The following is a 13,684-nucleotide window of genomic DNA, read 5'->3' as shown; positions in this document are numbered from 1 at the left end:
TATGAATCAGTCAAAGTTTATCGTTGTTGAAGGTTTAGAGGGTGCAGGTAAAAGCACTGCCATTAATGCAATTCTTGCAACATTAAAAGAATCTGGCATTAAGAATATTAGAAGTACACGTGAACCTGGGGGAACGGTCCTAGCTGAAAAAATGCGCTCGCTTGTTAAAGAAGAACATGAAGGCGAAGTACTTCAAGATATGACTGAGTTACTGTTGATGTATGCGGCGCGAGTACAACTTGTTGAGAATGTCATCAAACCTGCGTTAGCGAATGAGCATTGGGTTGTTGGTGACAGGCATGATATGTCTTCACAAGCTTATCAGGGCGGTGGTCGTCAGATCCCTCGTTCAACTATGGAAGCTTTAAAATCAACGACACTAGGTGATTTTAAACCTGATCTTACTCTTTATTTAGATTTAGACCCAAGAGTTGGACTAGAAAGAGCGAGAGGAAGAGGGGAATTGGATCGTATTGAAAAAATGGACATTTCATTTTTTGATCGTACTCGTGAACGCTATCTAGAAATTGCAAATCAAGATGACACTGTACTTGTGATTAATGCTCAGCAAGACATTGAACATGTAGCAAGTGATATTAAAGATGCGTTAAGTAATTGGCTAATAAAACAGTAGGTAATGATGGGGCAATTATATCCTTGGCTTGAACCTATTTGGGGTGATTGGCAGAAAAGTTTAAATGCAGAACGTTTTCCTAACGCGATGCTAGTCAATGGACCTGATGGTTTGGGGGTTAGCACATTGCTTGAACAGCTCAGTGCAGCGCTCATGTGTACTAACTATGAAAGTGAAGCTTGTGGTTTTTGTCATAGTTGCGAACTAGTGAAGTCTGGTAGTCACCCTGATTTACATTTTATACAGCCAGAGAAAGAAGGCAAAGCGATCACAGTTGAGCAAATTCGATCGAGTAACCGTTGGGCTCTGGAGTCATCACAGCTAGGTGGGTATCGTGTAATTATGATCACCCCTGCTGATGCTATGAATGAAGCATCATCCAATGCCTTGCTAAAGACGTTAGAAGAACCTTCCAGCAAGTGTATTTTTGTACTGACGACATCAAATATAAGTCGTCTAATGCCAACGATCCGCAGTCGCTGCCAGCAAACAACAGTAACCAGCCCAAGTATGAAGTCTGCATCTGAATGGCTTGATAAAGAGTTACGCAAAGCAGTTCCAGCCTACGTATTGTCTTTAGCTAATAATGCCCCACTTACTGCGAAAAGCATGGTCGAAAATGGAGATGTAGAAGCTTGCGATAAAACTCTTCGCCAATTTGTACAGATCGTGGATGGCAGTGATGTTGACCTAATGTCATTTGCGACTACATTATCGAAAGAACCTCTTAAGCACTTAACTTGGATTTGGCACTTGCTCTCAGATGTTCAGAAAATACATTTTGGCATTGAAAGTGAATCATTTATACCAAGCTCTCAAGAGTTAAAAGATGCACTGAATTATCAGAATGCGTTTAAACTTTCTAAAACGTTGACGAGTTTGATTGAGCAACTTAAGCAACACCCAGGGCTCAATACAGAATTACTTATTATGAATTGGTTAATCACAGTTTGCGGGGAAGCATGTTCGTAGATTCACACTGTCATTTAGACAAACTAAATTATGAAGACCTACACCTGAATGTAGAAGATGTCGTTAATAAAGCGAAAGCAGCAAACGTTCATCAATTGCTATCGGTTGGGGTAACACTCGACTCGTTTCAAAATATGTTAGAGATGATTTCACCGTTTGATAATGTGAATGCATCTTGTGGTGTACATCCTCTGGATGTGGAAAGTGACTTTGCTTTAGATCAGTTACACGAATTTGCGAAGCATTCTAAAGTGGTAGCAGTAGGTGAAACTGGCCTTGATTACCATTACCAACCAGAAACGGCTGACTTACAGAAACTAAGATTTGAGCAGCATGTTGAATTGGCGGTAGATGTAAATAAGCCGCTTATTATCCATACTCGTAATGCACGAGAGGATACTCTGGCTATTTTACGTAATGGCGGGGCAGATAAATGTGGTGGTGTCATTCATTGCTTCACTGAAGATCAAGATTTTGCCGATGCAGCAATGGAGCTAGGCTTTTATATCTCTATTTCTGGTATCGTCACTTTTAGACAGGCGACTGAACTGAAAGAAATTGTTAAGAACTTGCCATTAGATAGGCTTCTAATTGAAACAGATTCTCCATATTTGGCACCTGTACCACATCGTGGTAAACAGAACCAACCTGCATATGTTGTAGAGGTTGCAGCGTATATTGCTCAGCTTAAGGGGATTTCTATTGCTGAGGTTGGACGTAAAACAACCGAAAATTACCAGAAACTTTTTTTGCGATAGAAAATTAATGACGAATAAAAAGGGAGCGAAAGCTCCCTTTTTTGTGTATTTGGTCACTATAAATTATCATTATTTTAATGTTTACTGAATATGTTGAACCTGAGAGCGGAAAATGCACCATTTGTAATTTTGTTACTAAAAATAACATGGCGATCTATTTTATTCACTTAGTAAAATAAAGGTGACGTCGATAATAGTTGTTATAAAACAAAAGGTTATTAAATTGAAAAGGATTGCATTGCTAAAAATTCCATGTGATCCAAGACTTGTTTTGAAACTAAATTTCGTAACTCACTAGTAAGTTAGTAACTGCTCAATATATATTTAGAGGCAGAAAATATAACGCAACAGATGGTTACATTTTCATAGGGTGCTAACATTTAGGCTACGGGGGTGTGCCGTTAGAACCCATATAATTATTTTTATCTTTATCAGGAGCATAAACATGTTTAAGAACCTTTTTGCTAGCCTGCAGAAAGTTGGTAAGTCACTGATGCTACCAGTATCAGTTTTACCAGTTGCGGGTATTTTGCTTGGTGTCGGTGCAGCAGACCTTCCTTTTATTCCAGAAATTGTTTCAAACCTAATGGAACAAGCTGGTGGTTCAGTTTTCGGTCAAATGGCACTGCTTTTTGCAGTAGGTGTAGCACTTGGCTTCACTAATAACGACGGTGTTGCTGGTTTAGCAGCTATCGTTGGTTACGGTATTATGACCGCAACACTTGGTGTAATGGCCGGTGTAATGGGCGTTGAAAAAATCGATACTGGTGTACTAGGTGGTATTCTAGTCGGTGGTGTTGCTGCTTGGGCGTTTAACCGTTTCTTCCGTATTCAGTTGCCTGAATATTTAGGCTTCTTCGCTGGTAAGCGAGCTGTGCCTATCATTACAGGTTTCTCTGCGATTGGTCTTGCGCTTTTACTAGCAGTAGTATGGCCACCAGTTGGCGGCGCTATTTCAGCATTCTCTGATTGGGCTGCTCACCAAAACCCACAAGTGGCGTTTGGTATCTACGGTATCGTTGAGCGTTCTCTAATCCCATTTGGTCTTCACCACGTTTGGAACGTACCTTTCTTCTTTGAAGCTGGTACTTGTATCAACGCTGCTGGCGAAACTCAAAATGGTGTTCTTACTTGTTACCTAGTTGCTGATGATGCAACTCGTGCTGCAGGCAATGGCTTCGGTCAGCTAGCGGGTGGTTACATGTTCAAGATGTTTGGCCTACCAGCTGCTGCAATCGCAATTGCACACTCTGCTAAACCAGAAAACCGCGTTAAAGTAATGGGTATCATGGCTTCTGCTGCGTTAACTTCATTCCTAACGGGTATTACTGAACCAATCGAGTTCTCTTTCCTATTCGTAGCTCCTGTTCTTTATGCAATCCACGCTCTACTAGCGGGTTCTGCATACGTTCTAGCGAACACTTTAGGTTTTGTACACGGTACTTCTTTCTCACACGGTCTAATCGACTTCTTAGTTCTATCTGGCAATGCGTCTAAGATGGGTCTAATGGTGGCTTGTGGTGTTGGTTACGCTGCGCTTTACTACTTCGTATTCCGCACTGTTATCAAAGCGCTTGACCTTAAAACTCCAGGTCGTGAAGATGAAACGGAAGAAGCAAGCACTGCAACTGGTTCAGAGCTAGCTGGTGAGCTTGTAGCCGCGTTTGGTGGCAAAGCTAACATTACTGGTCTTGATGCTTGTATCACACGTCTACGTGTTGCTGTAGCAGATACTGAAGCAGTAAACCAAGATAAGCTGAAACAACTTGGAGCAGCTGGCGTAGTAGTAGTTGCTGGTGGTGTTCAAGCTATCTTCGGAACAAAGTCTGACAACCTGAAAACAGACATGGATGAGTGGATTCGTAACAACGGATAAACACTGATTCAAACGACAAAAGGAGGCCTAGTGCCTCCTTTTTTTGTGCCTGTAACTTTTGTCTGTACTGATAGCTAAATTTAACCTTCCTAAAGGTATCCTCACATCTTTCTGACACCCTAATTCAAGCTCATCGTAAAATTCACCTATTTATTGTATTTGGGTACTTTTAGATGAAATCGAATATTCTCCTTGGGATGTCATTCCTTGTTTTCTCACCTTGGCTGCATGCCAATGAGTCGGCGCAGCTTGAAGTGGGGATGGCTTTCGATCAACAGCTAAGTGTTGTAGTTGAAATGGACGATACATACAGAGTCACTGTTGGCAATGATGGCATGGCTTTCGACTATATCTTGAAACGAGGTGTGATAGATCCTGAGACATCGATGAGTTGGTATGTTGGGGTCGGAGCTTGGAATGAATGGAATGATGAGTTCGGTGCGAGAGTTCCATTAGGGATGAATGTAAATTTCTATGATGGCTGGAACCTTTATGCGCAGGTTCATCCTGAGTTGAACTTATACAAAGGTCCCGAACTACAATTAAGCGGTGCTTTAGGTATTACTTACAAGTTTTAATACATGGTACTCGAGTGATAAGCCTGTTTCGAAACCTCCATTCTAAAAATCAAGATTGTAACCATGTAGAGACAGATTATTCATATGCGACATGTTGTCATACAAGACAAACAAAAAATGCCAGCATTTATGCTGGCATTTTTATTTAACTGAAAGTTGGAACCTTTATAAGTAAACTTTCATTGTCAGACTAAGTCTTAATCTTGCTGCTTGTCCATTGCTCGCTTGATACAGATAGCGGCGCCACCCCAAGTAATACCAAGACCAAGAACCATCATAATAATTGCGCTAGTTGTCATAATATAAGCTTCCTTATTCTAAGCTGTCTTGTTGTTTGAAGTATTTTTGCTGCTTGCAATATTGATGAATACACCAACTGCAAATAGACCAGCAATCATTACCCAACCAAGAGTGAGATCATAGCCACCGTAACCTTCAGTAAATAGAGCTTGAAGCTTAGTCGTTAGAATTACTGCTAGCATTACTGGTGTAATAAAGCGAATACAGATATCGAACCAACCGCTGATAGCAAAGTCAGACACTTTATTAACGTATTCACGTACATCACCGACTTTATTCAGTAGCCACGCCATTAGTAAGATTTCAATGAAACCGCCAACCATGATGCCCACATTGTTAGCAAAGTGATCAACAAGGTCGAGAAGTAGCAAACCGCCATTAGTTGCGAATGCCATTGAAACGACAACACCAGAGCCAATCACAATACTTGCTGCTTTTTTACGGCTCCAGTTTAATTTATCAATGACTGCAGAGGTAACTGCTTCCATGATGGAAATATGAGAGCTTAAACCTGCAACAACCAGCGCGAAGAAGAACAGTGGGCCTAGGATATAAGGCGCTGGAAGTAAGTTGATTGCGGCTGGAAGCGTAACAAATGCAAGACCAACACCAGCGGAAACCACTTCAGTTAATGGTTTGCCTTGCTCTTGAGCCATGTAGCCAAGAACAGAGAAAATCATAATACCCGCAAGGATAGAGAAGCCACAGTTGATCAGAACGGTCATGAAGGCGTTGTTCGTAATATCTGACTTTTCAGGTAGGTAGCTTGAGTAAGCCAGCATGATTGCAAAACCGATACTTAGAGTGAAGAAGATTTGACCATAAGCAGCAGCCCAAACTTTTACATCCCAAAGTTTACTGAAATCAGGTTCAAACATGTAGTTCACGCCATCAAGTGCGCCTGGTAGGAAAACCATGCGACCAATCAGTAGTACAACCATGATGAACAAAATTGGCATCATTACTTTAGATGCACGTTCGATACCTGCTTTAACACCGCCAACAATTGCGGCATAAGTAATTGCCCACGCCAGTAGCATAGAAGCAGCTATACCCCACTGGATGCTACCTAGGTTGGTTGGAGAGTTATCACCCAGAGCTAAATATTCACTGAAGAAGAAAGCATTGGTGTCTGTACCCCAGCTTTGGTTGAACGACATACCAAAGTAAGAGATTGCCCAACCAATAACAGCCACATAGTAAACTGCGATAACTGCAGCAACACCCACTTGGAACCAGCCAAGCCATTCAAATTTTGAATTGATACGAGCTAAAGTTGCCGGTGCAGAACCGCGATACTTTTGACCCATACTGAATTCTAAAATCATAAAAGGAATACCAGCCGTTAGCATGGCAAATAGGTATGGAATAAAGAATGCACCGCCGCCATTCTCATATGCCATATATGGGAAACGCCAAATATTACCTAATCCGATCGCAGATCCTACAGCAGCTAGTATAAACCCAGCACGGGATCCCCATTGTTCTCGCTTCATTTGTTAACTCCTTATAACGTCCCTGAGGTATGAAGCTTTTCATTACACTATGCTTTAATGTTTGAAATGAATGGGCAAGTGATCAGTTTTAGTTTGATTCTTTACTCTATCATCCATGATTAAGCAGTTTTTTAGATTATAATGTTGACTGTGCAGTGAAAACTCAGAATATAGTTCTTTAAATATAGATGTGTGTTTGCATAAGCTGAAATATTCAGCTATGGCATAGAAGTGAGATTAACGACTAATAATCGTTAAATCAATAGAATAAAGATGTTGTTTAATTGTGCTGGCATGGTGTTAAATTTGTTATATTCGTCATGGAGTGGAATGTGACAATGGTTTGTGTTCTATGAAATAGATTAATTAACTATTAATGGTGGATTTATAAGATGAATGAGCTTTACGATAAAGTGGAGTGTATGACTGAAAAATATACGAATGATAGTCAAATTCGCCAACATCATTAGGTTGTGCTGGCGAATTTTCAGAATATACGACTTTTATAGTGCACTTATTTAAAGCGGGGGAACTCATCATTGCATCGGTATTTACAGGTTGTAGCTCACATTCATTTATTAGAAACGTTTTTATTAGAAACTAGAGACGCTTTGATTAGAAATAAAAGGTTAGTCCGAGGCTTGCTTGAAATTGGTTCATCCAATCGGTATCAAACTTTATAATGCACGATTGACCTGTAGTTGGTAGGGTGCAGGTGCCAGAAGTATCATTGTCAACCACAGTCCCAAGCCACCTAAGCTGGCTGTTTAACGCTATATTGTCTCCAAGTTTGTATTCAAAGCCGCCGAAAACTGATGTTGAGAATCCATATTTGTCTTTCGCCCAATCAACATCGACATAAGAGACACCCAACCCAAGCCCCAAATAAGAAGATAGCTTTTCATTCACAGGGTAATAAATACTGCTTTGAAAATGCAGATATTGGATAGATGAATCTATGTTTAATGTTTCAAGCTGGGACTGTTGATTAGAGTAAAAGAGCCCGATACGTCCTTTATCTAATGGTGTTTCTATGGCAAAAGTAAAACTCTCTGAACCTTCCATGTCGTAGGAGTTACCATCTTCATCTTCTACACTACCACCACCGGTATAACCCACCAAAGGGGTGATAATTACATCGGGGGCAGCGTACAAACTTGAAGCTGAAAAAAGAGCGAGTAGTGCAACTATATTTGCTTTGGTGTTCATTAGCTTATCCTTTTCTATACACTCTCCAATTGTGATGGTTACGCCAATATTGTGCGACTTATTTGGACGATTCTTGAAGATACTTCACACAGCTGATACAACTTAATAGAACCCAATATAACTTATAAAAAATACAGAGGTGTCTATGGACCAGAATCTGAAAAATGCTCTACAAATTGTTGTTTTTGCTTTATCGATAATCATCACTTTCGGTTTTATCGCTATTGGCAGTTAGATTTTCAGGTAGGCGAGATCGAGTGATCTTTATTGGGATTAGCGTTTTCGTCTGCCTAAATCAAACCTTGATTGATTATGAATAGCGCACTGATAACTAACTCAGAGTCAGCAATGGATTTAGATTTTTATTCTAAATACATTATCGGAAGAACGGCGCTGGTTGCTCAAGGAGGAGGGCAGAGAGGGATTTTTACCTCCGGGGTATTAGATTCTTTCTTATTGTCTAATTTTGACCCTTTTGATGATTTCTATGGCACTTCTGCTGGTGCGTTAAATCTTTGTGCGTTTGTTTGCCGCGAGCAAGGGTTAGGCAAATCATTCATAACCGAACTTACGACTTCCCCAGAATTCTTTAATCTCTTTTCTTACATCAGACACAATAAAGGTCTAGGTTTAGAGTGGGCGCTTGAACAAGTCTTTTCTTACCCTTATAAGCTGGATATCGATCTTGGCCGACAAGTATTAGGAAACCGGAATATTTTCGCAGCCGTGACGGATGCTCAAAATCTGAGTGACCACTACTTTCCACTATTTGGTGGTGATTGGTACAAAGCTATGCTAGCAACATGCGCAATCCCAAGACTTTATAATGGAGAAGTTACAATTGGCGACCGTTCGTATGTAGACGGCGGTGTTTCTGCTTGTATACCTGTTCAAGAAGCATGGCGTAGGCAAGCTCGCTCAATTGTTGTGATTAGAACTGAACCCGTAATCGAAGAAGATGAACCTTTTGGTCATAATGAAGTGGGGGCAAGTCCTCCCAAAGCGATATCTGTAGAGGAACTTGAATGGTTTAGAGAGTCGTTCAGCAGCGTGCAAGGTCATTGGCAACAACGTGTTGAACAATGGAAAACTGACTGGACTTCTTTTTTTCAACAACAGATATCACGCTCCAAAGAGCAAAAAAAAGAAAGAAATAATTTAGACTTGCTCAATGGTGGACGCTGGCTATTTGGTGCCGATGATATCTACCGCTTAAGCCATTTGGTAGGTGATAAATTTGACTCAGGTTTAGCTGATATGTTGATGGTGCACTATCAAACGTACTCACTAACTCAAGATTTCTTGAATAACCCGCCAGATGACACTTTCATTGTGCAAATAGCCCCGAGTAAGCCTCTAAAATCAAGCTCATTAATGAGTGATAAAGAAGATTTACTGCATGATTACGAGTTGGGGTTGGAAGCCGGGTATCGATTTATTGAGGCTTATTCTTCAGTTAACCGTTCTTAAATGAGTCATGCCCAGAACCTAACCTAGATAATTTAATCAAAAAATAAACGACAAATGAAGCACTATGATTAGTGCTTCATTTCGTTTTAGGTTCTCTAGCAAATTCAGGATCTGCAAATTCAGAGTTCCGAAAAATTTGTCACTAACCCGGCAAAGCTGTCATTATCCGGGCAAAGCTATCACTAACAAATTAACCATTAAGTGACTGGAAGAATCCGCATGCAGTTTGTTGACCCAGCAACATCCATAATATCGCCTTGAGTGATGATGACGAGATCGCCAAATTTTAAGTGACCTTTGCCTTTTAGATTCTTTAGTGTTGATAAAGCAATATCTAGGCTATCTTCTTCGTCTGTTTCAAAATAAATGGGTGTGACGCCTCTATACAATGCGCAACGATTGAGGGTTTCTTCATTTCGAGATAAAGCATAAATAGGCATATCTGCACTGAGCCGTGACATCATCAAAGCCGTTCTACCTGATTCTGTTAAAGTGACAACGCCTTTGATACCTTCCATATGGTTTGCAGAATAGATAGTAGCCATAGAGACCGTTTCTTCAGCCGTGACAAACGTGCGATCAATTCGATAGTTGGATTGATTAACCGAAGCCATCTTCTCTGCCCCAACACACACTTCAGCCATCGATTTGACGGTTTCAATTGGGTAATCACCTGCTGCGGTTTCACCCGATAGCATCACCGCGTCGGTTCCATCTAATACTGCATTAGCCACATCCATCACTTCTGCTCGTGTTGGCATTGGTGCTGACATCATAGATTCCATCATTTGCGTCGCAGTAATGACAGTGCGATTAAGCGCCCTAGCGCGTCTTATAAGCTGCTTTTGTACTCCAACAAGCTCTGGATCACCAATTTCAACCCCAAGGTCACCACGGGCAACCATGACAACATCTGATGCCATAATGATGTCGTCCATGCTCTCTTCAGTTGCAACTGTCTCAGCTCTTTCCACTTTGGCGACTAAATGCGCTTCAAGACCGGCTTCACGTGCAAGCTTTCGGGCATACACCATATCGGCGCCATTTCTTGGAAAAGATATCGCTAAAAAATCAACCTTGATCTGAGCCGCTGTGACAATATCTCTTTTGTCTTTCTCGGTTAGAGCTTCAGCAGAAAGCCCACCACCTTTTTTATTGATGCCTTTATTGTTTGATAAGGGACCACCAATGGTAACTTTGGTGTGGACTTTACAACCCTCTACTTCAGTGACTTGTAGCTGAACGCGACCATCATCCAATAGCAAAACATCTCCCGAACAAACATCATTGGGAAGCTCTTTATAATCCAGCCCTACTGACTCGGCTGTGCCTTCCCCTAAGCCAAGGCTACTATCAAGTGTAAAGTTATCACCGACGGTTAACTGAACTTTGCCATCTCTAAAGGTTGAAACTCGAATTTTTGGTCCTTGTAAGTCACCTAAGATGGCGACTTGAGTCCCTAACTTTGCAGCTATGGCTCTTACTTTCTGAGCCCTAAGAATATGATCTTCACTGGTTCCGTGAGAAAAATTCATACGAACAACGTTTGCACCTGCTTTGATTATTTCTTCAAGAACGTTGTCTTTATCTGTCGATGGACCAAGTGTTGTGACAATTTTTGTTTTCCGTAATTCAGCTGTCATTGGAGTCTCCTGTGTTCAACTAAATTAAGTATATGCATTAATGACCATTTTATTTGGGGAGGCCATACAAATTAGCGAATTCGAAGGGAAAATAATCAGCAAATAAGGTATTTAATGGTATGTGGTTAGATATTTTACTTAAAAAAATAAGTCAGTATTTGTTAGAATAAGTGTTAATTTTTATTGAACTATTTGACTAGATACACAAAGATTCGTGTATATACGTGATGCCTGTCACGGCGATATACCAAGTGACTTCACAATTACTTCGCAAAGTAAAAAAATTGCTTTGTTAATGATTTCTGGAGCATAAAATGTACATGGCTCAACCGGGCCATATTGATCATATCAAACAGGTCAATGCTGGTCGTGTATATAAACTAATAGACCTTAAAGGTCCCATTTCTCGTATCGATTTGTCCAAGCAAAGTCAGTTGGCTCCGGCGAGTATTACCAAAATTACTCGTGAACTCATAGAAGCGCATCTTATTCATGAAACTACGGTTCAAGAAGCGACAAGTCGAGGCCGCCCTGCTGTTGGTTTACAAACCAATAACGAAGGATGGCAATTCCTATCGATGCGTCTCGGTCGAGGGTATTTGACGATCGCACTCCATGAATTGGGGGGCGATGTTTTAATTGATACAAAAATTGATATTCATGAAATAGATCAAGACGATGTATTAGCTCGTCTTCTTCATGAAATCGACGAGTTTTTTCAAACCTATTCAGAGCAATTAGACAGGGTAACGAGCATTGCGATTACGTTACCGGGTTTAGTCAATTCTGAAGAGGGTATTGTGCTTCAGATGCCTCACTACAACGTGGAAAACCTGGCACTTGGCCCTGAGATTTATAAAGAAACTGGCTTACCTGTATTTATTGCAAATGACACAAGAGCGTGGGCATTGGCTGAAAAGCTATTTGGTAACTCACAGAATAATGAAAACTCGGTACTTATTTCTATCCACCACGGTCTTGGTGCCGGGATTATTCTGGATGGGAGAGTATTGCAGGGTCGACACGGTAACATTGGCGAACTCGGTCACATCCAAATCGATAAGAATGGCAAGCAGTGCCACTGTGGTAATCGAGGCTGTTTAGAAACGGTTGCGAGCTCAAAAGCGATTCGAGAGCAAGTTACAGAACGGATTGCTAATGGCGAGCAATCTAGCCTAAGTGAGTTAGAAACGATTTCTTTGGAAAATATTTGCGGAGCTGCTGCACAAGGTGATCCTCTCGCAGTTGAAGTTATTGAGCAACTTGGTCAATACTTAGGTTCAGCGATAGCGATGGTGATTAATCTGTTTAACCCTGAAAAAATCTTGATTGGTGGTGCAATTAACCAAGCTAAAGAGGTTTTGTTTCCTGTCATTCAAAAGTGTATTGAAGAGCAGTCTTTACCTGTTTACCAGCAAGACCTTGAATTAGTGGAGTCTCGTTTTTATAAGCAAGCCACAATGCCTGGCGCAGCTTTGGTCAAACAAGCTCTTTTTGATGGGCAATTGCTAATGAAAGTGATTGAAGGTTAACGAATATTAGTCAAACCTAACTGCTGTTTAGTGTACTGAGTTCTTGTGATTTGCTTTAACATTTTTAGAGTTTATCTTTAGAAACGCTTTTATTGATATCTAAGCTTATTGACTTGGGCTATGGTAACTATAGATATAATTATAGTTATAGTGATTACTAGGGTGTTGTATGTCTGGAGTTTTAAACTCAGTTGACCAAAGAACTAAGCTCGTTGGTGAAAACCGACTTGAGCTACTTTTGTTTAGTTTAAATAGTCGTCAACTTTTCGCGATTAACGTATTTAAAGTTAAAGAAGTTTTAAAAGTCCCACCTTTGACTCGATTGCCTGGGGCTCATCATCACATCACAGGTGTGGCTTCACTTCGCGGTGAATCTGTACCTGTTATCGATCTTCGAAGTGCCATTGGCTTTCCTCCTTCAAGAGATGATTCGCAAGAACAAAATCTTATCATTACGGAATATAACCGAAGTGTTCAAGGTTTCCTTGTGGGGCAAGTCCGTAATATTGTTAATACGGCATGGACTGAAATTCAGCCACCACCGAGAACTTCAGGGCGAAACAATTATCTAACTGCGATTACTCATATCGAAGAAGAGAAGTTAACTAAAATTGTTGAGATCATTGATGTTGAGAAAGTACTAGCTGAGATCATTGAATACGATGTATCGATCTCTGAAGGTATTTTAGATTCGCAGTTAGCCAATGAAATGATTGGTCGAAATGTACTAATCGTGGATGATTCCTCAACGGCAAGAAATCAAGTTAAAGGCACTTTATCTCAGCTTGGGCTTAATATTATTGAATGCCGAGACGGGCTAGAAGCGCTGAATTTACTTAAGTCTTGGTGTGATGCTGGTAAGAATATAAATGAAGAGTTGCTGTTGATGATTACCGATGCAGAAATGCCGGAAATGGATGGCTATAAGCTGACACATGAAGTGCGCAGTGATCCTCGTATGCATGATCTTTTCATTACGTTAAACACGTCTTTAAGCGGCAGTTTTAATGAAGCTATGGTTGAAAAAGTAGGGTGTGACCGCTTCATATCTAAGTTCCAGCCAGATTTGTTGGTTCAAGTAGCTCAAGACAGACTGCGTCAGATTTTATAATTAGGGTGCTGTTCCATATAGAATTGATGACGATTTGATAAATAGTTGTTATATTAACCATACATATTTTACATAGTGAAATATGTAAAACTATCTAACGTAACT

General features: G+C 40.6%; 13 protein-coding genes. 9 read left to right on the top strand and 4 right to left on the bottom strand.

Going from position 1 to position 13,684, the window contains the following annotated elements:
* The first annotated feature begins 1 nt into the window (after nucleotide 1).
* The 5 genes from tmk (at nucleotide 2) to F0226_RS01060 (ending at nucleotide 4,818) form a co-directional block, all read left to right on the top strand.
* Complete coding sequence (gene tmk / locus F0226_RS01080) at nucleotides 2-634, top strand: dTMP kinase (RefSeq protein ID WP_171733889.1); 633 nt, start codon at nucleotides 2-4, stop codon at nucleotides 632-634.
* 6 nt (nucleotides 635-640) lie between these two features.
* Nucleotides 641-1,606, top strand: a complete 966-nt coding sequence (locus F0226_RS01075; RefSeq protein WP_171734020.1) for a DNA polymerase III subunit delta' — start codon at nucleotides 641-643, stop codon at nucleotides 1,604-1,606.
* Nucleotides 1,597-2,364 carry a YchF/TatD family DNA exonuclease gene (locus F0226_RS01070; protein WP_171733888.1) on the top strand — a complete coding sequence of 256 codons (768 nt, stop codon included), beginning with the start codon at nucleotides 1,597-1,599 and terminating at the stop codon, nucleotides 2,362-2,364. The genes F0226_RS01075 and F0226_RS01070 overlap by 10 nt, the downstream gene beginning before the upstream one ends.
* A 445-nt stretch (nucleotides 2,365-2,809) precedes the next feature.
* On the top strand, nucleotides 2,810-4,240 hold the full coding sequence (ptsG, locus tag F0226_RS01065) for a PTS glucose transporter subunit IIBC (protein WP_171733887.1): 1,431 nt from the start codon (nucleotides 2,810-2,812) through the stop codon (nucleotides 4,238-4,240).
* Nucleotides 4,241-4,413: 173 nt separating this feature from the next.
* Nucleotides 4,414-4,818 carry a hypothetical protein gene (locus F0226_RS01060; protein WP_171733886.1) on the top strand — a complete coding sequence of 135 codons (405 nt, stop codon included), beginning with the start codon at nucleotides 4,414-4,416 and terminating at the stop codon, nucleotides 4,816-4,818.
* A 197-nt stretch (nucleotides 4,819-5,015) separates the two neighbouring features.
* On the opposite strand, the gene F0226_RS01055 is transcribed toward F0226_RS01060, so the two are convergent.
* The 3 genes from F0226_RS01055 to F0226_RS01045 form a co-directional block, all read right to left on the bottom strand.
* Nucleotides 5,016-5,117, bottom strand: coding sequence for a methionine/alanine import family NSS transporter small subunit (locus tag F0226_RS01055; protein WP_137372429.1), 102 nt, complete (start codon nucleotides 5,115-5,117; stop codon nucleotides 5,016-5,018).
* 18 nt (nucleotides 5,118-5,135) lie between these two features.
* Nucleotides 5,136-6,614, bottom strand: a complete 1,479-nt coding sequence (locus F0226_RS01050) for a sodium-dependent transporter (protein WP_171733885.1) — start codon at nucleotides 6,612-6,614, stop codon at nucleotides 5,136-5,138.
* A 615-nt stretch (nucleotides 6,615-7,229) separates the two neighbouring features.
* Nucleotides 7,230-7,823: an outer membrane beta-barrel protein gene (locus F0226_RS01045; protein ID WP_171733884.1), complete on the bottom strand. Its 594-nt coding sequence runs from the start codon at nucleotides 7,821-7,823 to the stop codon at nucleotides 7,230-7,232.
* 145 nt (nucleotides 7,824-7,968) lie between these two features.
* Between F0226_RS01045 and F0226_RS01040 the strand changes: the two genes are divergently transcribed.
* Both F0226_RS01040 and F0226_RS01035 read left to right on the top strand, forming a co-directional pair.
* A complete protein-coding gene (locus F0226_RS01040; RefSeq protein ID WP_171733883.1) occupies nucleotides 7,969-8,058 on the top strand; it encodes a YnhF family membrane protein in 90 nt (29 codons plus the stop codon).
* Between the two features lie 77 nt (nucleotides 8,059-8,135).
* Nucleotides 8,136-9,293, top strand: a complete 1,158-nt coding sequence (locus F0226_RS01035; RefSeq protein ID WP_171733882.1) for a DUF6363 domain-containing protein — start codon at nucleotides 8,136-8,138, stop codon at nucleotides 9,291-9,293.
* A 197-nt stretch (nucleotides 9,294-9,490) separates the two neighbouring features.
* Here F0226_RS01035 and pyk read toward each other — a convergent pair whose 3' ends face one another.
* Nucleotides 9,491-10,936, bottom strand: a complete 1,446-nt coding sequence (gene pyk, locus F0226_RS01030; protein ID WP_171733881.1) for a pyruvate kinase — start codon at nucleotides 10,934-10,936, stop codon at nucleotides 9,491-9,493.
* A gap of 314 nt (nucleotides 10,937-11,250) precedes the next feature.
* Here pyk and F0226_RS01025 point away from each other — a divergent pair, with 314 nt between their 5' ends.
* Both F0226_RS01025 and F0226_RS01020 read left to right on the top strand, forming a co-directional pair.
* A complete protein-coding gene (locus F0226_RS01025; protein ID WP_137372435.1) occupies nucleotides 11,251-12,468 on the top strand; it encodes an ROK family protein in 1,218 nt (405 codons plus the stop codon).
* Nucleotides 12,469-12,637: 169 nt separating this feature from the next.
* A complete protein-coding gene (locus F0226_RS01020; protein WP_171733880.1) occupies nucleotides 12,638-13,579 on the top strand; it encodes a chemotaxis protein CheV in 942 nt (313 codons plus the stop codon).
* Nucleotides 13,580-13,684 lie beyond the last annotated feature (105 nt).

It is taken from the genome of Vibrio sp. 99-70-13A1, from assembly GCF_013114625.1.
Lineage (GTDB): Bacteria > Pseudomonadota > Gammaproteobacteria > Enterobacterales > Vibrionaceae > Vibrio.
The sequence above is the reverse complement of the archived record's forward strand: the minus strand, read 5'-3'. Positions and strand labels throughout refer to the sequence as shown.

Coding starts and splice junctions, on each gene's coding strand:
- F0226_RS01040 (WP_171733883.1), top strand. CDS start 7,969: ATGGACCAGAATCTGAAAAATGCTCTACAAATTGTTGTTTTTGCTTTA.
- F0226_RS01035 (WP_171733882.1), top strand. CDS start 8,136: ATGAATAGCGCACTGATAACTAACTCAGAGTCAGCAATGGATTTAGAT.
- F0226_RS01020 (WP_171733880.1), top strand. CDS start 12,638: ATGTCTGGAGTTTTAAACTCAGTTGACCAAAGAACTAAGCTCGTTGGT.
- pyk (WP_171733881.1), bottom strand. CDS start 10,936: ATGACAGCTGAATTACGGAAAACAAAAATTGTCACAACACTTGGTCCA.
- F0226_RS01070 (WP_171733888.1), top strand. CDS start 1,597: ATGTTCGTAGATTCACACTGTCATTTAGACAAACTAAATTATGAAGAC.
- F0226_RS01060 (WP_171733886.1), top strand. CDS start 4,414: ATGAAATCGAATATTCTCCTTGGGATGTCATTCCTTGTTTTCTCACCT.
- F0226_RS01055 (WP_137372429.1), bottom strand. CDS start 5,117: ATGACAACTAGCGCAATTATTATGATGGTTCTTGGTCTTGGTATTACT.
- F0226_RS01045 (WP_171733884.1), bottom strand. CDS start 7,823: ATGAACACCAAAGCAAATATAGTTGCACTACTCGCTCTTTTTTCAGCT.
- ptsG (WP_171733887.1), top strand. CDS start 2,810: ATGTTTAAGAACCTTTTTGCTAGCCTGCAGAAAGTTGGTAAGTCACTG.
- tmk (WP_171733889.1), top strand. CDS start 2: ATGAATCAGTCAAAGTTTATCGTTGTTGAAGGTTTAGAGGGTGCAGGT.
- F0226_RS01025 (WP_137372435.1), top strand. CDS start 11,251: ATGTACATGGCTCAACCGGGCCATATTGATCATATCAAACAGGTCAAT.
- F0226_RS01075 (WP_171734020.1), top strand. CDS start 641: ATGGGGCAATTATATCCTTGGCTTGAACCTATTTGGGGTGATTGGCAG.
- F0226_RS01050 (WP_171733885.1), bottom strand. CDS start 6,614: ATGAAGCGAGAACAATGGGGATCCCGTGCTGGGTTTATACTAGCTGCT.